We start from the raw sequence: 18,887 nt of genomic DNA on the forward strand, positions 1-18,887 counted from the left end.
TGCATAGAATCATGCTCGCTTAATGAAGGCATGCACCGATTGCCATCTCGCTTTAGCAAGCGGCGCACCTGAAAACACCGGCACCTTCTTGCTTAGGCCAGATTTACGCCCAGCGCCTTGGCAAGCTCCTCGGCGGAGCGGACGATTTGCGCATCGTTTGAAAAAAGCGCGGCGCCAGCATCGTCGAAAGGCCAGGCCAGCACGCGCATGTTCGCCGCGATCGCGGCGCGCGCCCCAGTGGGACTGTCTTCCACGACGACCACTTCCTCCGGCTCAAGACGCATGAGCCACGCCGCGCGTTCGTACGGCTCGGCGCTCGGCTTGCCGTTGCGCACGTCGTTCACACTGACGCTCACGAGTTGCGGTTCCTCGATGCCCAGTGCTCGCAAGTTCGCTTCAAGCAACATGCGCGACGAATTGGACACGATTCCTTGCGTTATGCCCGCCCGCTTCACCGCGCGATACACCTCGAGCGCGCCAGGACGCGGCACGAGCCGAGGCGCGCCTTCGAGATAATGCCGTGCGCGAAACGCGGACCAGTCCGCGAAGTCCGTCTCGATGCCAAAGCGTTCGCTACACAGCGCGTGCACTTCGCGCCCTGTCTTACCGAAGATCAGCGGATGCAATTCGTCGCCCGCTTCGATGCCGTGATGCGCAAGCACCGCAACCAGCGTGCTCAAATGAAGCGGTTCGCTTTCGGCGAGCGTGCCGTCCATGTCCCAAAGGACAGCCTTGATGGAGGAAGTCTGATTCGTCATGTAGAGGTTGGGTTGTCTGGAAAGAGTCGGTCGAGATCGTCGTAAAACTGCTGCGAGTGCACATAAAGGCGCTCGAAAATCGGCATCATGCGGTCATAGGTATCGCTCGCACGCGGGTCGGGCTGCACTTCGCGCTCGAACTGCACGAAGGCGCGCACGGCGTCGGCGAGACGTGCAAACTGGCCATGCGCGGTTGCAGCAAGAATGGCGCAGCCTATCACGCCGCATTCCACTTGCGCCGGCACGAGAATGGGCGTGCGGTACATGCTGGCCTTGATATCGAGCCAAAGCGACGCCTTCGCGCCGCCGCTTGCCGCAACGAGCCGCTCGATACCCACGCCTTCGGGCTTGATGAGCGCGATATGCCGACGCACGCCAAATGCAACGCCTTCGAGCACCGCGCGATGTAGATGGGCGAGCCCGTGACTCGCCGCAATACCGAAGAACTGTGCACGCGAATTAGCGTGCTCGCCGAGACGCTCGCCTGTGAGATACGGCAGAAAGAACAAACCTTCCGAACCCACCGGCGCGCTTGCGGCCTTGGCAGCGACATCGTCGTAGGACAGCGCGTTTTCATGGAACGCGCGACGCGCCCAGCGCATGGCATCGCCGCCCGAATCGAGCAACATGAAGCGTCCCCACAGCCCTTCGCAAGTCGCCAGATTCGACACTTCGGGATGCAGCATCGGTGTGTCGGCGATGATCGTGATGATCGACGATGTGCCCGTGATATCCGATGCCAGCCCCGGCTCGAACACGCCCGAGCCGAGCACGGACACCGGATAATCCGCGCCGCCAACCAGCACCGGCGTACCCGCGCGCAAACCGGTTGCGGCGGCCGCTTCGTGCGTCACGCCGCCGAGTATGTCGAGCGGCGCACGAATCGGCGCGAGCTTCGCGGCATCGAGCCCGAGCAAGGTCAGCATGTCTTGCGACCACTCGCGCGTGCGAGGGTCCATCATGAAGCTCGTCGATGCATCGCTCCAGTCGCACGCACGTTCGCCCGTGAGTTTGAAGTTCACATAGTCCTTCGGCATGAACACCGTGCTCGCGCGTTCATAAGCCGACGGGTCGTGCTCCTTGATCCATTGCAGCTTGAAACCGGGCCACGCGGGCGTCGCGGGGTTCGCGGTCTTCGCGAGATACGAGGCGCTTGCGTGGCGCGCGCAAAACGCCGCGACCTGTGCGAAGGTGCGCTTGTCGTTCCAGAGCGGCGCGGTATCGCGTGTGAGTTGACCATCGGCGTCGATCAGCACCGTGCCGTGCATCTGGCCGCATGCGCATATCGCGACGACATGGGAAGCTGCATCCGGAACGTCGTCGAGCACTTCGCGTATCGAGCGCGCGGCGCCTTCCCACCAGTCCGCTGGGCGTTGCTCAGACCAGCCGTAACGCGGCACGATTTGCTCGTGCTCGTGTGCGGCGATGCTGCGCACCACGCCACGCGCATCGACGAGTGCGGCTCGCACGCTGCCCGTCCCGACATCGATGGCAAGATAATAGGTCTGCATGTCGCTCCATCCGTTGGACAGCCTCATTGCTGGTCATGCAGTCCACGCGGCCTGCCTTCCAAGTGTACCGACAGATGTCGAAGTACCCGGCCAGGCGGTAATTGCCTCGATCTGTTTCCTTCGCGTGTCTGCTCCCCCTCGCCGTAATCATACGTAAGCGACGCTTACATCTGCTCACCCCGTTTTCTTTCGGCTTTGAGTAAAGTCCGCTCATCGATTCGCAGCGCACGCATCAGGCGATGCACGCGAACCACTCACTCGATTGGAGAATCAACATGAAGCAGAATCGAATCGTTGCCGCGCTGTTGTGCGCGACCTTGAGTCTTGCCGCCGGCGCTTCCTTTGCGCAGCAAGGCCCCGGCGGTCCGGATCAGAACCACGGTGGCGGTCCGGGACAAAAGCACGGCGGCCCGCAAAATCATGGCGGTCCTGGCCAACCAGGACACGGCCCTGCTAATTACGGACATGACGCACCGCGCCCGCCCGAGCATGCGGACAACGGCCCGCGCCATTCAGACTGGCAGAAAGGTCAGCATCTGTCGCAAGACTATCGTGACCATCAATACGTCGTCGATAACTACCATGAACACGGCCTGCGTCAGCCGCCGCGCGGCTATCAGTGGGTAGGCGTGGGTGGCGACTATCTGCTCGTCGCCGTTGCTTCGGGGATCATCGCGCAAGTCGTGCTTTCGCAGTAACTCGACTACGCCGCGAGGCGTCTCGCGAAACGACACAAGCCGCATTGCCTTTCCGGGGCAATGCGGCTTTTGCAATCTACGCTCGATGCTTACTCGTCGAACGTGCCGCGAAACTCCGGTGCGGCGTCCGAACGCGTATTCAACTCGAACATCACACCGCCCGGCGCGCGGCAAAAGAAGCGCGAGCCACGGCCATTGTTGAAGACCGCCGTTTCCATCTGAACACCCTCTTGCTTGAAGCGATCATAGAGTTCCTGCAACGCATCGACAGTGGGCAGTTCGAAGCCCGCGTGGAAATTCCGGGGCCACGTGACGTCATCGCTTTCGACATGATCGATTACCACGTCGAAGCCCGGACGCTTCAAAATGTACGACTTGTCCCAGCTTCCTGAGACGGTGAAGCCCAGATAGTGCTCGAAGAACTTCGCGGTTGCAGCAGTATCGCGTGAAGGAAAGCTCAGGTGGTTGAGCTTCATGCTCTTGATGGTTTCTGTCATCGTCGCTCTCATCTGTTAATGGCGAAGGCCCATGCCGTTTCGCTCGACGACGTCAGAATAAAAGTAAAAGCTCACATTGGACAACTCGCATCGAGCGCCTCCACGCGCGCGGCGTGAAGTCCGCATGGCGCGGTTCGTCGCGGCTTGGCACGCCCGTGCTTGCTTTGCGCTTGCTCACATTCGCATGTTCAGCTCTCGCGCGCGAGATACCCGAAAACCGCCGCGCGAACGCGCCGTTGCAGACGTTCGAGGTCGCGTTCCCCGCGTTCGCCCGCCGCGTCGGTCATGCCTCGGATAATCGCCGACAGGTCGCCTGCCGCTATTTCCGGTTGCGGATGCTTCGGAGCCGCTCTCGCTACGATTGCAGCAAACAGCCCCGCGAGGTCCACCTTGGCAAGCTCATCGCGCAAGGCCGGACGGCTCTCCTCGATATCGAGCAGACGCGCGAGCATCGGACGCTCGAGTTGCTGACGCACCGACGCGCCGATCAAATATTCGAGCGCCGCCTTGCCGCTTCGCTTATCCAGCGCGATGGCTGCGTCATCGTAGAAGCGTTGCGTCTCACGATGGATGAGCGCAACGGTCAGCGCGTCCTTGCCCGGGAAGTACTGATACAGCGAGCCGATGCTCACGCCGGCACGCGCGGCGACTGCATTCGTATTGAAGCCTTCGAAGCCTTCGCTTTCGAGCACTTGAGCCGCGGCTTCCACGATGGCGGCGACAGTCTCCGACGAGCGCGGCTGCGTCGGCGATTTACGCAGGCGCAAATGGGCACGCGGCTGACGCTTGTTTGCTCGCGACGTTTGCGGTGCGCGCTCGATCGTGACTGCTTTTGCAGGGCGCGGCTTGCTCGTGTAAGCCTCGACGAGCGCGATCAGTTCCCATCGAAACACGGGTGATGCCAAGCGTTCGTTGCGCGCCGCCTCCTCAAGCGCGCCGCCCACCGCGCCCGCAAACACTTCAGCGCCAATGCGCCTGTGCTCCGCGGAGCATCGCGTCAAGGCCGCGAAGAGCGCTTCGTACGCTCGTCTGCATTCGGCTTCGCAGCGTCCCTCTTCGAGCAGCACACGCTGCGCGGCAGGATTGCGGCGATGCACCTCGATCATCCCGTCGACGAACGCGGCGACTTGCCCACGTCCAACTTGCAGCACGGGAAGCAGATCATTGCGATGACGCTGGCGGACGGCGTCGATCAACGCGCCCTTGTCTGGAAAGTATCGATACAGCGAACCGATGCTCACGCCCGCCGCTTTTGCGACCGCATTCGTCGTCAGAAGCTGGCCGCGTTCACCGAGCAGGCGCGCGGCGGCATCCACGATGGAATCGATAGTCCTTATCGAACGGTCCTGCCGGGGAGCGTTGCGAGCTTGCGCCATCATGCGGCCTTATCGTTCTAAAATGAGTGATTTGCTCATATTATAATCTGCGGCAAGATACCGGGTGTTCGTTACCAACGCCAAAAAGGAGCCGCAGTGAATCTCACCGATTTCGATACGCTCACCTTCGACTGCTACGGAACCTTGATCGACTGGGAAACCGGCATTCTCGAAGGCTTGCGGCCATTGCTCGAACGCGCGGTTCCGCCGCCCACGCGCGATCAGGTACTCGAAGCGCATGCGCGTCACGAGTCTTCGCAGCAGCACTACACGCCAGGCAAGCGCTATCAGGAGGTGCTGGCTATCGTTTACAAGCGGCTCGCCGAGGAATGGAGACTCTCTTACACGCAGGAAGAATGCGTCGCGTATGGTCGGTCCATCCGCAACTGGCCTGCGTTTGCGGATTCCGCCGAAGCGCTTTGTTATCTGAAGCAGCATTTCAAGCTTGTGATTCTCTCGAACGTCGATAACGAAAGCTTTGCGTTCAGCAACGCGAAGTTGCAGGTGGAATTCGACGGCATCGTCACCGCCGAGGATGTCGGCGCATACAAGCCATCACAACGTAACTTCGAGTATTTGCTGGAGAAGCTTGCAAGCCGAGGCATTCGCAAGGAGCAGATTCTTCACGTCGCGGAAAGCCTGTTTCACGATCACAAGCCCGCGAACGAAATCGGGCTGACGTCATGCTGGATTTATCGACGGCACGGGCAGCTGGGCTTCGGCGCAACGATGGACCCAGGCGCGCAACCTCGCATCGACTTTCGGTTCAAGAGCATGGCGGAGTTTGCGCAGGCGCATCGGGATGCATCGAGTGATACGGCTTGACCATGCCACTGTCTTTATTTGGAAATCATGTTGGCAAGCGGAGTCGCTAATAGACTACTGGTGGGCCAATTCGTCGACGGTCAGGAGGAAGACGGTTAGTTGCTCTATGATCCGCGCATGGCAACCGTGCAAGCTTTCGCTTTACGCGAGGTTTAGCCCCCGCGTGCAGACTCCCTCGATACTGGTTATCATTGTTTGTCCCGAGTACGCAGGCTTTTCGTCGACGCAAAGGGCGCAGGAACTGGAGCCTACGCCATGCACGAACGAATCGAATTCGAAGCCGTGGACATATCGGCACAAGACAGCCCGAGTCTTCCCGTGTGGGAAGCACTCATGCGGCAAGCGATCAAAGCCGCAGCGGAACAACAGACCACGGCAGCACGCTCGACCTTCGAGCACGCACTTGAGATCGCGCGTCGACTCATCGAAGCACCGCCGCCCGGACGCGGCGAGGACTGTATCGCGGCGCTCGTCGTCTCGCATCACAACCTCGCCGATCACTACGCAGAACAAGGCAATCAGGACGCCGCCGCGCAGTTGCGCTGCGAGGCGCACGAAGCACTTCTGGCGCTGTCCGTAAGCGCAGAGCGGCCGGTCACGATCCGGCAAGCCGCCTTGCGTCACAGCCGCGAAACACACGTGGCGCTGATCCGCCACGTCGCCCGTCATGGGCCGCATTCCCTCATTGCCCGGACCATCGAAAACGCCAGTCTGGCGCTTTCCGCCAGCGGCCCGGCCCGGCATTGATTCCTCTCATCGTCAAAAAGGAGATTCGCAATGGCTTATTCCCTGCCTCCCCTGCCCTACGCTTACGATGCACTCGAGCCGAACATCGACGCGCGCACGATGGAAGTGCATTACACGAAGCATCATCAGACCTATGTGAATAATCTGAATGCCGCGCTGGAGAGTTCGGAGCACAAGGACTTGCCGGTCGAGCAACTGATCACGCAGATCGACAAACTGCCCGAAGCGGTCCGCACCCCGGTGCGCAATAACGGCGGCGGCCACGCGAACCATAGCCTCTTCTGGACCATCATGTCTCCGCAAGGCGGCGGCAAGCCGGAAGGCGAAGTGGCCCAAGCTATCGATACCGACCTCGGCGGCTTCGATGCCTTCAAGGAAGCTTTCACCAAGGCCGCACTCACGCGCTTTGGCAGCGGCTGGGCGTGGCTCAGCGTGACACCGCAGGGCAAACTCGCGGTCGAAAGCACGGGCAATCAGGACAACCCGTTGATGTCGGGAATCGGCTCGGGCAATACGCCGGTTCTCGGTCTCGATGTATGGGAGCACGCCTATTATCTGAAGTATGAGAATCGCCGGCCCGAATACATCGCCGCATTCTTCAATGTGATCGACTGGAAGGAAGTCGCGCGGCGCTTTGCCGAAGCGAAGAAGTAAGTCTCGAGTATCGCGAGCGGGAGCTTTCCCGCTTTGAACGGCCAGCAGAAAGAAGCGCAGCCAGTGCACTTTGCATGGCTGCGCTTAGTTTTTGCGGCTTCAAACTACCGTAATGGTCACATCGATATTCCCGCGCGTCGCCTTCGAATACGGACAGGTTCGATGCGCGCCCTCGACGATCGCCTGCGCCGCATCACGTTCGATGCCCGGCAAGCTCACGTTCAGGCGCGCGCGCAGCAAGTACGCATCGCCATTCATACCCAGATCGATCTCTGCATCGACGGCGGTATTGGCCGGCAACTTCACTTGCAGTTTCGCGGCCGCCTTGCCCATCGCGCCGATGAAGCATGCGGACCATCCCGCTGCGAGCAATTGCTCGGGATTGGTCCCCGCGCCAGGCGCGCCGGGCGGCGTGAGCCTGACATTCAGCCGGTCGTCGGAACTGCACGCCGCGCCATCGCGGCCTCCGGTCACGTGTGTCTTGCCGGTGTAGAGAAGCTTGTTGAGTTGCGTCATGGTGTTCATCTCCTTCGGTAGGCGTTGATCAAGGCGTTAGTGGTGCGCGAAGAGCGAACCCGTGCCGCTCGTCGGGAAAGTCGTGATCGTCGATGCGCTGCCAGATTGCGTCTGGACATCGCGCATGCCGCCAAAGTCCTGCATGCCGCTATCGTTGATGGACTGCACACGCTGAGCGCGTTGCGATGCGCGCACGCCGGCCGACGTGTCACCGTGCGGCGCGGGACCGTATCCGCTGCTTGCGAAAACGGAGCCTGCGGCAGTGGCGCTAGCAACGACGACTGCAGCGGTGAAGAGCTTCTTGAACATGGTGAACCTCACGAAATGGATTGAGACAATGCGTGCCGATCAGCTACCGCGATACAGATTCGCGAGCGCCGCGATCTGCCCGTTCTTTTGCGCTTGCACGAGTTCGTGCTTCAATTGCGCGCGTGTCTTGCCGACCTGCGGTTGCGTCGACGTGGCGTGGACCTCCGCGTGAGCAATGCCCGTCATGGCGCTTGCAACGAGAGCGAAAGCAAAGATAGAAATCTTCATGGTGCTACTCCTTAACTGGTGGGTGAGAGGCGACGCTTGAAATCCGCCAACGCCGTCGTTGAAGCATTAAAACGTTCGGACGTATCCGCTGTGTGTTGCGTGAGCAATGTTTTGTATCGAAGGCAGCGCGGATACATTGCGATACGAAGCGCCGTTCAAGACCGGCGAGTGAATCCGCATGTGTCGCGAGAAAGTCCGGATACACTGCGATACAAAACCGCTCGCGTTTTGCGCTATAACGCAGACACAGCGATCACGCGGGAGATTGAAATGAAGCAGTTCTTCGCCGTCGCAGCGTTTTTATTCGGCGGTATCGCAACCGAACTGGCCCGTCCGGCGCAGTGCCTCTCAATAGCCACGGGCCGCGTGCAGATCAAGCGCAAGAAGCCGTGAGCTATCGATGGAAACGACCGACCATGTGCTGATCGTCGATGACGATCGCGGTATCCGCGAGTTGCTCGCGACCTACCTCGAAAAGAATGGCATGCGCGTTTCGCTCGCAGCCAACGGACGCCAGATGCGCGCGGCGCTCGAACAAGGCGCGCCGGATTTGATCGTGCTCGACCTGATGCTGCCCGGCGAGGACGGCCTCGTGTTGTGCCGCGAATTGCGCGCGAGCAAGTTCCGCGCGGTGCCCGTGCTTATGCTCACCGCGCGCAACGAGGAAGCCGACCGCATTCTCGGCCTCGAAATGGGCGCGGACGACTACCTGCCCAAGCCCTTCGCCGTGCGCGAACTGCTCGCGCGCATTCGGTCCGTGCTGCGTCGCACACGCATGTTGCCGCCGGGAATGGAAGTGACCGAATCGGCGCAAATGCTGGGCTTCGGCGACTGGCGGCTCGACACCACCGCGCGCCATCTGCTCGATGCAGAAGGCACCATGGTGGCGCTGTCGGGCGCGGAATATCGCCTGCTGCGCGTGTTCCTCGACAATCCGCAACGCGTGCTTACGCGCGATCAATTGCTCAACCTGACGCAAGGCCGTCAGGCCGATGCCTTCGACCGCTCCATCGATCTGCTGGTGAGCCGTTTGCGTCAGCGTCTGCGAGACGAGGCGCGCGAGCCGCGCTACATCAAGACGTTGCGCAGCGAAGGCTACGTGTTTTCCGCTGCGGTCACGCCGCTGGATGCATCGTCATGAGCGCGCTCGGTGCAACGACATCGCCCGCGCATCCGCCACGGTTTTTGCCCTGGCCGCGCACGCTGTTCGCGCGGCTCGCGGTGATTCTGTTCGTGGGTATCGCGCTTGCGCAGACGCTGTCGTTCTGGATCACGATGACCGAGCGCGATCAGTCGATGACCAACGTGATGGTCGGCTACGTCGAGCGCGAGGTGACGAGTTCCGTGGCGCTGCTCGATCATCTGCCGCCCGCCGAACGCGCCGAGTGGCTGCCGCGACTGGCGCGCCGCAGCTATCAATTCATCCTCGGGCCGGGCGAAAGCGGCACGCCGCTCGATGCCGCGCTTTCCGAGCGCTTTGCGAAGTCGATTGCGGATGGCATCGGCAAGCGTTATCCGCTGACGGTCAATGCCGTTCCCGGCGATGCCGAACGCATGCAGGTTCACTTGCGTCTCACCGATGGCAGCCCGCTCACCATCGACATGCATCCGATGGTCGGCACGCCGCTGTCCGCGTGGCTGCCGCTCGTGCTTGCAGGACAACTCGTGCTGCTCGCGGCATGTTGCTGGCTCGCGGTGCGTATCGCGACGCGCCCGCTCAAGCAATTGGCCGAAGCCGCGGACACGCTCGGTCCGGACCTCAAGGCCACGCGTCTGCCCGAGCACGGTCCGGACGAAGTAACGCGCGCGGCCAAGGCATTCAACGCAATGCAAGACCGCGTCTCGATGTACATGACCCAGCGCATGCAGATACTCGCGGCCATCACGCATGACTTGCAGACGCCGATTACGCGCATGCGATTGCGCGTCGACACGATGGATGAAAATCCTGCCGGTCTCAGGTTACAGCAGGATTTGCAGGAGATGGAAACGCTCGTGAAGGAAGGCGTGACTTATGCACGGACGTTGCACGGCACGACCGAGGCGCCGCTCCGTGTCGATTCGGACGCGCTGTTCGAGAGCCTTCTCAACGATTATCTCGATGCGGGCAAGGTCGTGTCGCTCAAGGGAAGTATCGGCGGCACGATGGTGACGCGGCCGCAGGCGTTGCGACGGATCGTCGGCAATCTCGTGGATAACGCGCTCAAGTTCGCCGGAGCAGCGGAGATCGAGATCGGCGGACTGCCGGACGGAGGCGCTTCGATCGTGGTGCTGGATCGCGGACCGGGTATTCCGGCCGAGTCGCTGGAAGCGGTGTTCGAGCCGTTCGTGCGGCTGGAAGGATCGCGTAACCGGCAGACCGGAGGGACCGGCCTGGGGCTCGCGATTGCGCGTCAATTGACGCTTGCGATGGATGCGACGCTCACGCTGCATGAGCGTGAGGGGGGTGGGTTGGAGGCTAGGTTGGTGGTGAAGGCTTAGTGGGCTGCGGCTTTGCCTTCCGCGTGCCGACAAGCTGCCTCCAACATCCCCGCCGATACGCTCATCCACCAAGCATATCGGCGAAACACCTCTCCTACTCAGCCGCGACAGCCACCGGCATCAGCACCTCAGCCGCGATCCCCGCGATCAAGGCGGCAGGCAACGCCAATCCGGCATCGGTCGAAGCCACACGCGAGGCGGAAGAAGCCGCTGTAGCCTCGGGCGCAGGCAAAGCCAACTGCATCGCCCGTCGCGAACGTGCCAGCGAATTACGCACACGCCGCTCCGGACGATTCAGCATCCCGCCGCCAACCAGCGACACGAAAGTACCAATGAGCGGCAGGGCCACAAGCATCGTCGCGAACTTGAAGAGGCCGATCTTCAACGGACTGCGCGCCGCCACAGCCGACCACGCGAGCGAAAACACCAAATACGCGAGACCCGCTGGCGCACCCGCAAGTTCAGGCATGCCAAGGCGCTCGGCGAGCGGCATCGGAAAGATGAGCAGGAACAATGTGACGCTTGCAAGCGCATGCATGAGCAGCGCGCGGCGTTGCTTGAAGAGGCTCGTCACCGACCAGAACGCAAGCAGCAAGACGAATGGCGGACACGCCACGACCACTGCCGCGATGGCAAGATAAACCACCACGCCACCGGCAAGGTTGCGAAAGTAACCCTCCGACGCCGCGTAATAAACCAGATAAGCCGCCGCGAGCGAGGCCACGCACGCGAAGAAGGCCAACACGCCGCTTTTGCCATCGGGTGAGATCAAAAGTCTCAGCCACAGTAGCCCCGTGAAGCCCACGAGATAAACGACGAATCGCAAACCCGAAAACCGTTGTTTCATACCACACCCCTTTCCCCGGATGGTGCGAGCGGCCTTCATGGCAGTCACACCGGCGCGCCGCTTTCGCAGCAAGCCCGTGACTGTATGAAACCTGTCCTCACCCACCTATCGCACACGTCCGAGTTCATGTGACGGATCGCGTGCTTGTTATTTGCGACGCAAGTGCACCATCGGTGCCTCGCGTTCGTCGACTGCTTAACGACCGGGAAAAGAGATTCTTTAGACCTTTTAAATCACGCTTAGAACATGCGCTCTAAAGGCGTACAAGGCCGCGTCAGATCGACCGACGACAGCCTCGACAAGCGGCAAGTTTTATCGCGTGAGCGGCTTGGCTTGCTGCATGGATGAGCCGCGCACGAACTTGCCCGCGCCAAGATGATGGATGGTATGCAGCGACGCATTGGAGTCATCCACGTTCCAATGACCGTTAGAGAAAATGCGTTCGTCGGCCGCAGCGGACACGACTTCGGCGAAGCACGTGTCATAGGCGTCTTCGGTATGCGGCTCGCTGATGAGCCGGCATTCCAGCCAAGCCGCACAGTTCGTCTCGATCAACGGAAGACCGAGCACTGGTCCTTTTATCGTCTCGATCCCGAAAGTCTTGAACTTGTCGATCTCGCGTCCGCTCGTCGAGCCGACCGCAAACGTCAAGTCGATAGCCGCCGCGCCCGGAATGACGACGCCGAACACGCCGCTCGCCATCGCGAGTTCACGCGTGTAAGTGCTCTTGTCGATGACCACGGCGATGCGCGGCGGCGTGAATTCGACTGGCATCGACCAGGCCGCGGCCATCACGTCGCGACGTTCGCCATGAACGCTCGTGACGAGCACGGTGGGTCCGTGATTGATCAACCGGCTTGCGTGTTCAAGGGCGACGGAGCGGAAGTGAGTCATCTGAGTTTCCTGCGTGATTAGGTAGGGGTGAATATCGAAGGATTGTAGGTGGCATCGCCGGACGGCTGCTCATCCTGAAATAGTCGCTTGACAGACGCTCTTACGATATATATCTTTAGATATGTTTTACGATATCTAAGGAGTGATCTCATGCGATCCAAATGTTTTCATCGCGGGCGCGACGCGGGTTCTCGCGCGGCTGGCTTCGATTTTCCCTTCGACATTCGCAACGCGCCCGAGTGGGTCGAGCGTTTCGCCTTCTCCCGCCTGGGGCTGATCGGCCGGCACGGACGCGGAGGTGGCGGCGGAGACGACCGCTTCGGCGGCGGCTTCGGCGGCGGCTTCGGTGGCCGTGGCGGACGCGGTGGCTTAGGCGGCGAAGACGGCATGCCGCGCGGCCGCAAGTTCTCCTCGGACGACCTGCAACTGCTGCTGCTCGCCATGCTGGCCGAGGCGCCGCGTCACGGTTACGAACTCATCAAGGCGCTCGAAGACCGTTCGAACGGTTTCTATGCCCCGAGCCCCGGCATGGTCTATCCGGCGCTGACATACCTGGAAGAAATCGGCTACGCGACTGTCGAAGTGGAAGGCAACCGCAAGCGCTACGCGCTGTCCGACGCGGGCCGCGACTATCTGGCAGCGAACCGCGAACGCATCGACCTGATGCTCGCGAAGCTCACGCACTTTGCCCGCAAGATGGACCTCGTGCGCCGCGCCTATGCCGGCGAGGAAAGCGACGATACCGCCGCCGACAACGGCTGGACGCCCGAGCTGATCGCCGCGCGCCGAGCGCTGAAACGCGCGCTGGTCTTGCGCACCGATGTATCGCCGGACGAGCAACGCCGTATCGCCGAAATTCTGGCGCGCGCGACCGCCGAGATCGAACAGAATCCCGCGCCCAAGCAGGCGTAAAGGAGCGACACACGATGACAGAATCCGCACTGCAACACCGTCCCGAACTGGAAGTCACGCGCGTGCGGCATGCGCTCAAGTTTCGATTGCTGCAAGTCACGCAGGTTGCCACGCTCAACCCGCATTTGGTGCGCGTGACGCTTCGAGGCGACGATCTCGCCGACTTCGAAAGCGCCTCGTTCGACGACCACGTCAAGGTGTTTTTCCCGCTGCCGGGCGAGGACAAGCCCGTAGTGCCGCAAGCAGGCCCGAATGGTCCAGTGTTCGATCCGGACAAGCCGCGCCCCGTCGCGCGGGATTTCACGCCGCGCCGCTTCGATCGCGCCGCGCGCGAGCTCGACCTCGAGTTCGCCATGCACGAAGCCGGGCCGGCCACCGCGTGGGCGGCACAAGCCAAGCCAGGGCAGTACCTCGGCATCGGCGGGCCGCGTGGCTCGTTCGTCATTCCCGCGCAATTCGACTGGCATCTCTTGATCGGCGATGAAACCGCCCTGCCCGCCATCGCGCGGCGGCTCGAAGAATTGCCTGCCGGTACACGCGTGGCCACGCTGATTCAGGCGGCGGACCCAGCGGCGCATATCGAACTCGACACGCGTGCCGATCTCTTCGCGCAGTGGATTTATCGCAGCGACAGCGACGATGCACATGCCGCGCTCTTGCACGCCTTGCGCTACACGTATCTGCCCGAAGGCGACGGATACGTCTGGGCCGCCGGCGAAGCCACGCTCATGCGCGCAGTGCGCCAGTTGCTGTGCAACGAACGCGGTCTCGACAAGCGGCGCATTCGGGCTTCGGCTTACTGGAAGCATGGCGAGCAAGGCGTGCACGGGACCATCGACGAGTAACGCTAGAAGCCTGGGCACGCCGCGTGCAATATGCTCCATCGAACCCAACGCGTGGAGCGCACATGAGCGAGCAAAACGAACGACAGACGCCGCCAAAGCAGACGAGCGAAGATCCGAACGTGGCTGACCGGCGTCTTTCCGATGAGCAGAAAAGTGAACTAAAGAACGAGCCAGAACCCGCCAAGGGCAGCGAAGGAGGCAAGCTGCCCGATCCGAAAGACGTAGGCGAAGCAGGCTAGTTCTCTTAACGAAGTGCAGAGTACATAGCGCCGCGAACGGGCGTTCGCAGCGCACTTTGTACCGAATCACACGCTCTACCGAGTGTTGAACTTGCTCGGAAGCGCCGATGTTGCCGCGCTTTGATGTATGGTATCCCTAAGCTATTGGTACGACCCCTAGCTCACAACCATATATCGCACCAGGCAACGCGTCTTGCCGGTGATTCGAAGCAAAGACGCCCATGCACGATCCTGCTCATTTCCTGCCGTCCTTCGTCTGGCGTGCGGCGCGAGACGGCACTATCCGCTACGCCAATCCGTGGGCTTGCCGGTATCTCGGCATTGCCATGCCGGAACTCGAAGGCCGTCACTGGGACGCCTTCGTTCATCCCGACGACATCCCGCCCGTGCTCGATGCGCTCCGTCAAATGCGCGACGGCACGCTGCTGCGCAATGTCGATGTGCGTCTCTTGCGCGCGGACGGCGCTTACCGTTGGCATACGCTTCACTTACAGGCGCGTCGCGACGACGAAGGCGAGTTCGGCGATACGGTCGGCGTGGCCATCGACATTCACGAATCGCGGCATGCATGGGCCTTGTACGAAGCAAGCGAACGGCGTTTGCAGGCTGCGTTCGCGGGCGCGCGCATGGGCGCGTGGGAATGGGACATGAAAACGCGCGTGGTGCGCATGACCGCGCAACTCGCCGCGCTGTATTCGTTTCCGCCGGGCACCGAGGCCGTCATGCTCTCGGAAGTGTGGGATCGCGTTGCGCCGGAATATCGCGAGCCGTTCCAGCGCATGCTCACCGAAGCACTGCGCGACGGCGGTCCGTTCGAGTTCGATTTCATGCTCGATGGCGATCAATCCGAGCATCGCTGGCTGCGCATGCGCGGGCATCCCGAGTTCGACCGGCATGGCGTGCTGACGCGCGTCTACGGCGTGAGCTTCGATATAAGCGAACAGCGCGCGGACGAAGAGCGTCTGAGCCGTTCCGAGCGACGATATCGGGCGCTCGTCGAATCGACGGATGCGCTCGTCTGGTCCGCCGATGCCAACGGCGCTATTCGCCCCTCCGGCGGCGACTGGGAGAAGTTCACGGGCGCGCCGCCCGATCGTCTGATGGGCTTCGGCTGGCTCGACTTCGTGCATCCCGACGACCGCGAGCGCACGCGCAGCACGTGGCTCGACGCCGTGCGACAAGGCAACGCGCTCACGCTCACGTTCCGCATGTTCAGACGCGATGGCACCTACCGCATCGTGCAGGCGCATGCCGCGCCGCTTTACGATCATCAGGGCGCCCTGCAGGAATGGTTCGGCACGACCACCGACGTCACGCCACAATACGAGGCGCAGGCCGCCATCGAAGCGCGCAGCCTGCGTCTTACGGTGGCGATGCAGGCGGCCAAGATTCATATCGTATCGCTCGAACTCGAAACCTGGACGCTCCTTTTCGAAACCGGCGGCGAATGGCAGGTGAACGACACGATCACGTATGACGCGGCGCTCGCCCGCGTGCATCCCGACGATGCCGCGACGCTCGACCATTACGTGCGGCGCGTGGCATCCGGCGAAGATCCGGGCAGCCAGTTCGAGTTTCGTGTGCAGACGATGCACGGGGAACAGTGGATGCAGGGCAGCGCCCTGCTTCAGCGCAGCAAGGACGGCGTGCCGTTGCGCATCATCGGCAGCGTGATCGACATCACCGAACGCAAGCACATGGAACTCATGTTGCGCGAGGCCGGCCGTCGCAAGGACGAGTTTCTCGCAATGCTCGCGCATGAATTGCGCAATCCGCTCGCGCCGCTGCGCACGGCGATTGCCCTCGTGCAAAAGGATCACGACGTCGAGGCGCAAACGCGCGAGATGATCGACCTCATGCGCAGACAAGTGGAACACATGACGCGTATCGTCGATGACCTGCTCGAAGTGTCGCGCATCACGCAGGGGCGCATTGCGCTGCAAGTGGAACCGATACTCGTGGGCACGGCGGTGTATCACGCGGTCGAGGCGATTGCCGGCATGGTCGAGGCGCGCTCGCAGCATATTGCCGTCGATGTCCCCGATGCCACCACCTGGGTCTGCGGCGATGTCACGCGGCTCTCGCAAATCCTCGTCAACGTGCTCAATAACGCGAGCAAGTACACGCCCGAGCAGGGACGCATTTCGGTGAGTGTTCAGGCGGATGCACAGTGGGTTTCGATCGTCATCGCGGATAGCGGCACGGGCATTTCGGCGGACCTTCTGCCCAAGGTTTTCGAGCTGTTCTCGCAGGGCGAGCGCACGCTGGACCGCTCGAATGGCGGGCTTGGCATCGGCCTTTCGCTCGTGAAGAAGCTCGTGGAGATGCACAAGGGAACCATCACCGTACAAAGTCCGGGACCGGGACTCGGCACGACGGTTACGGTGCGGCTGCCGCGGCTTCATCATCATGAGCGGCATTCCGCGCGCGCGTTGTCGGATACCGAAGCGCCGAAAGCGAATGCTTCGTTGCGCATACTCGTGGTCGATGACAATCGCGATGCCGCCGATTCGCTCGCCATGCTGTGCGAATCGGAAGGACACAAGGCACGCGTGGCGTATTCGTCGGCCGAAGCGCTCGATGCCGCGCCGCCGTTTCATCCGGATGTCGCGCTGCTCGACATCGGCCTGCCGGATATCGACGGATACGAACTGGCGCGGCGCTTGCGGCGCAAGGGCGAACGTGCGCCCATGCTGATCGCAATTACCGGCTACGGGCAAGCGGAGGATCGCTTGCGCGCGCAGTCAGCGGGTTTCGATTATCACTTCGTCAAGCCCGTCAACGTGGATAGTTTATTGAAGCTGCTTTCGTCGCTGACCGTCGCGCGATGAAGCCATGACCGGAGAAACGATGACCACGCGTCCCATCAGCCGCTACCCCGTTCCCGATCCGCAAGCGTGGCCGGACGATATCCGTGCGCGCATTCTCGAAGTGCAGGAGAAGGCCGGCTTCGTGCCGAATGTGTTCCTGACGCTTGCGCACAGGCCCGACGAGTTTCGTGCGTTCTTCGCGTATCACGATGCGCTGATGCTGAAGGACGGCGGGCTGACCAAGGGCGAGCGCGAGATGATCGTGGTGGCGACGAGCGCGGTGAACGATTGCCTTTACTGCGTGGTCGCGCATGGCGCGATTCTGCGCATCTACGAGAAGAATGCGCTGGTGGCGGATCAGGTCGCGGTGAATCATCGCAAGGCGGACATCACGCCGCGTCAAAAGGCCATGCTCGATTTCGCGTTGAAGGTCTGCCAGGCCTCAGGCACGGTGGAGGATAGAGACTTTGCCACGCTGCGCGAACACGGTTTCAGCGATGAAGACGCGTGGGATATCGCGGCGATCACGGCGTTTTTCGGGTTGTCGAACCGCATGGCGAACGTGATCTCCATGCGGCCGAACGAGGAGTTTTATCTGATGGGACGGGTGGGTAGGGAGCGCGGTTAGCGGCCTGTCGAGAGAAGGAAGCATTCGTTTCGCAAGTCTTCCCGCGGCGCTGAAATGGCTGTGCTTTGCGAGTCCATTGCACTGCGTATGCCCCACGAATCGAGCTAAACTTCACCGCCCCGCTCCTCGACAACTCCACGCTCGCATCCATGCGCCTTCCTCCCCTGAAGTCGATCATCGCGTTCGAAAGCGTCGCCCGCACCAAGAGCGTCAACCGCGCCGCCGATGAACTCGGCCTCACGCCCTCCGCGGTCAGTCATCAGCTCGCGAATCTAGAGAGCATCGTGGGCCGCGCGCTTTTCACGCGGCTCGGACGCGGCCTCGTTCTCACGCCCACCGGCACGCAATATCTTGCCGATGTCACCGGCGCGCTCGCCGAACTCAACCGCGCAACCGAGCGGGCATCGAGCGAAACATCGGTCGAGATACTACGCATTCATTCGAGTCCGAGCTTCGGCCTCATGTGGCTCTTGCCGCGCCTCGCCGCGTTCCAGGAGGCGAATGGCGATATCCAGATGAACCTCGCGTGCTCCTATGAAAACGTGTCCTTTACCTCGGGTTTTTACGATGTCGATGTCCGTCACGGCTACGGGCACTGGACCGATATCGAAGTCAGAACCCTGCGTCACGAAACCATTGCGCCGCTTGCATCTCCCGCGTATCTGGAACGCTATCCGGTGGCATCGCCCGACGCTCTGATCGAACACAGGCTGATCTTCTCCGAGTCGCCGCTCGTACAATGGCAGCAGTGGTTCGGCAAGTTCGGCGTGGCAACGCGGCGCAAGGCGTTCGATTTCTCCTTCGATCGCTCCTACATGTCGCTCGAAGCCGCCGCGCTCGGTCATGGCATCGCGCTCGAAAGCACCATGCTCGCCTCCGTGCATCTCGAACGCGGTTCGCTCGTGCCGGTATTCGGGCGCGAGTATGCCGTCGAAGTCGGCGCGCATCATCTGGTATACCCCAGTCAGAACGCGGACCTGCCGCGCGTCGCGAAGTTTCTCGCGTGGATGGACCAGGAGATTGAACGAGGCCGTGAGAGACGGTGACAGCCCTCAAGGCCCGTAGTGAAAGGCGCCGCGAACACCTGAAAATTTCTCAGCAATAGCTGAGAC

The 18,887-nt window shown here is 61.7% G+C and carries 22 protein-coding genes and 1 pseudogene; 13 read left to right on the plus strand and 10 right to left on the minus strand.

Annotated features, from left to right (window positions below):
• Nucleotides 1-92: 92 nt before the first annotated feature.
• Nucleotides 93-758, minus strand: coding sequence for an HAD family hydrolase (locus tag NCR98_RS27075; protein ID WP_250527884.1), 666 nt, complete (start codon nt 756-758; stop codon nt 93-95).
• Nucleotides 755-2,269, minus strand: a complete 1,515-nt coding sequence (locus NCR98_RS27080; protein ID WP_250527885.1) for a xylulokinase — start codon at nt 2,267-2,269, stop codon at nt 755-757. Before NCR98_RS27080 ends, NCR98_RS27075 begins: the two co-directional genes overlap by 4 nt.
• 275 nt (nt 2,270-2,544) lie before the next feature.
• Here NCR98_RS27080 and NCR98_RS27085 point away from each other — a divergent pair, with 275 nt between their 5' ends.
• Nucleotides 2,545-2,967, plus strand: a complete 423-nt coding sequence (locus tag NCR98_RS27085) for an RcnB family protein (RefSeq protein WP_250527886.1) — start codon at nt 2,545-2,547, stop codon at nt 2,965-2,967.
• A gap of 89 nt (nt 2,968-3,056) precedes the next feature.
• Here NCR98_RS27085 and NCR98_RS27090 read toward each other — a convergent pair whose 3' ends face one another.
• From NCR98_RS27090 to NCR98_RS27100, 3 genes and pseudogenes are all read right to left on the minus strand, one after another.
• Complete coding sequence (locus NCR98_RS27090; RefSeq protein WP_244830187.1) at nt 3,057-3,464, minus strand: VOC family protein; 408 nt, start codon at nt 3,462-3,464, stop codon at nt 3,057-3,059.
• A gap of 188 nt (nt 3,465-3,652) precedes the next feature.
• On the minus strand, nt 3,653-4,285 hold the full coding sequence (locus tag NCR98_RS27095; RefSeq protein WP_404989408.1) for a TetR/AcrR family transcriptional regulator: 633 nt from the start codon (nt 4,283-4,285) through the stop codon (nt 3,653-3,655).
• A gap of 372 nt (nt 4,286-4,657) precedes the next feature.
• A pseudogene (locus NCR98_RS27100) lies at nt 4,658-4,843 on the minus strand (helix-turn-helix domain-containing protein); the annotation flags it as partial.
• A 93-nt stretch (nt 4,844-4,936) separates the two neighbouring features.
• Here NCR98_RS27100 and NCR98_RS27105 point away from each other — a divergent pair.
• The 3 genes from NCR98_RS27105 (at nt 4,937) to NCR98_RS27115 (ending at nt 7,066) form a co-directional block, all read left to right on the plus strand.
• Complete coding sequence (locus tag NCR98_RS27105; protein WP_250527887.1) at nt 4,937-5,665, plus strand: haloacid dehalogenase type II; 729 nt, start codon at nt 4,937-4,939, stop codon at nt 5,663-5,665.
• 255 nt (nt 5,666-5,920) lie between these two features.
• Nucleotides 5,921-6,412 (plus strand): DUF2753 family protein, encoded by a 492-nt coding sequence (locus NCR98_RS27110; RefSeq protein WP_250527888.1) that lies wholly within the window; start codon nt 5,921-5,923, stop codon nt 6,410-6,412.
• A gap of 30 nt (nt 6,413-6,442) precedes the next feature.
• A complete protein-coding gene (locus tag NCR98_RS27115) occupies nt 6,443-7,066 on the plus strand; it encodes a superoxide dismutase (RefSeq protein WP_250468391.1) in 624 nt (207 codons plus the stop codon).
• 99 nt (nt 7,067-7,165) lie between these two features.
• Here NCR98_RS27115 and NCR98_RS27120 read toward each other — a convergent pair whose 3' ends face one another.
• From NCR98_RS27120 to NCR98_RS27130, 3 genes are read right to left on the minus strand one after another with little or no spacing between them, the layout of a single operon-like run.
• Nucleotides 7,166-7,582, minus strand: coding sequence for an organic hydroperoxide resistance protein (locus NCR98_RS27120; RefSeq protein WP_250494097.1), 417 nt, complete (start codon nt 7,580-7,582; stop codon nt 7,166-7,168).
• A gap of 36 nt (nt 7,583-7,618) precedes the next feature.
• Complete coding sequence (locus NCR98_RS27125; RefSeq protein ID WP_250527889.1) at nt 7,619-7,891, minus strand: hypothetical protein; 273 nt, start codon at nt 7,889-7,891, stop codon at nt 7,619-7,621.
• Nucleotides 7,892-7,930: 39 nt separating this feature from the next.
• Nucleotides 7,931-8,119, minus strand: coding sequence for a DUF4148 domain-containing protein (locus NCR98_RS27130; RefSeq protein WP_250527890.1), 189 nt, complete (start codon nt 8,117-8,119; stop codon nt 7,931-7,933).
• 36 nt (nt 8,120-8,155) lie between these two features.
• Between NCR98_RS27130 and NCR98_RS27135 the strand changes: the two genes are divergently transcribed.
• From NCR98_RS27135 to NCR98_RS27145, 3 genes are read left to right on the plus strand one after another with little or no spacing between them, the layout of a single operon-like run.
• Complete coding sequence (locus tag NCR98_RS27135) at nt 8,156-8,512, plus strand: hypothetical protein (protein WP_250527891.1); 357 nt, start codon at nt 8,156-8,158, stop codon at nt 8,510-8,512.
• Nucleotides 8,513-8,519: 7 nt separating this feature from the next.
• Nucleotides 8,520-9,260 (plus strand): response regulator, encoded by a 741-nt coding sequence (locus NCR98_RS27140; protein WP_250468395.1) that lies wholly within the window; start codon nt 8,520-8,522, stop codon nt 9,258-9,260.
• Nucleotides 9,257-10,600, plus strand: a complete 1,344-nt coding sequence (locus NCR98_RS27145) for an ATP-binding protein (protein WP_250527892.1) — start codon at nt 9,257-9,259, stop codon at nt 10,598-10,600. The genes NCR98_RS27140 and NCR98_RS27145 overlap by 4 nt, the downstream gene beginning before the upstream one ends.
• A 94-nt stretch (nt 10,601-10,694) precedes the next feature.
• On the opposite strand, the gene NCR98_RS27150 is transcribed toward NCR98_RS27145, so the two are convergent.
• Together NCR98_RS27150 and NCR98_RS27155 are read right to left on the minus strand one after the other, a co-directional pair.
• Nucleotides 10,695-11,447, minus strand: a complete 753-nt coding sequence (locus NCR98_RS27150; protein ID WP_250527893.1) for a hypothetical protein — start codon at nt 11,445-11,447, stop codon at nt 10,695-10,697.
• Nucleotides 11,448-11,759: 312 nt separating this feature from the next.
• On the minus strand, nt 11,760-12,341 hold the full coding sequence (locus NCR98_RS27155) for a flavin reductase family protein (protein WP_250527894.1): 582 nt from the start codon (nt 12,339-12,341) through the stop codon (nt 11,760-11,762).
• Nucleotides 12,342-12,491: 150 nt separating this feature from the next.
• Here NCR98_RS27155 and NCR98_RS27160 point away from each other — a divergent pair, with 150 nt between their 5' ends.
• From NCR98_RS27160 to NCR98_RS27185, 6 genes are all read left to right on the plus strand, one after another.
• On the plus strand, nt 12,492-13,253 hold the full coding sequence (locus NCR98_RS27160; protein ID WP_250527895.1) for a PadR family transcriptional regulator: 762 nt from the start codon (nt 12,492-12,494) through the stop codon (nt 13,251-13,253).
• A gap of 14 nt (nt 13,254-13,267) precedes the next feature.
• Entirely contained in the window at nt 13,268-14,098 is an 831-nt protein-coding gene (locus tag NCR98_RS27165; protein ID WP_250527896.1) for a siderophore-interacting protein, read from the plus strand.
• A 62-nt stretch (nt 14,099-14,160) separates the two neighbouring features.
• Nucleotides 14,161-14,337, plus strand: coding sequence for a hypothetical protein (locus NCR98_RS27170; RefSeq protein ID WP_244830173.1), 177 nt, complete (start codon nt 14,161-14,163; stop codon nt 14,335-14,337).
• Between the two features lie 221 nt (nt 14,338-14,558).
• Entirely contained in the window at nt 14,559-17,168 is a 2,610-nt protein-coding gene (locus NCR98_RS27175) for a PAS domain-containing hybrid sensor histidine kinase/response regulator (protein ID WP_250468400.1), read from the plus strand.
• Nucleotides 17,169-17,187: 19 nt separating this feature from the next.
• Nucleotides 17,188-17,775, plus strand: a complete 588-nt coding sequence (locus NCR98_RS27180; RefSeq protein ID WP_250527897.1) for a peroxidase-related enzyme — start codon at nt 17,188-17,190, stop codon at nt 17,773-17,775.
• Nucleotides 17,776-17,924: 149 nt separating this feature from the next.
• Nucleotides 17,925-18,821 (plus strand): LysR substrate-binding domain-containing protein, encoded by an 897-nt coding sequence (locus tag NCR98_RS27185; RefSeq protein ID WP_250527898.1) that lies wholly within the window; start codon nt 17,925-17,927, stop codon nt 18,819-18,821.
• Nucleotides 18,822-18,887: the final 66 nt, after the last annotated feature.

The organism is Caballeronia sp. GAWG2-1 (assembly GCF_023631405.1).
Taxonomy (GTDB): Bacteria; Pseudomonadota; Gammaproteobacteria; order Burkholderiales; family Burkholderiaceae; genus Caballeronia.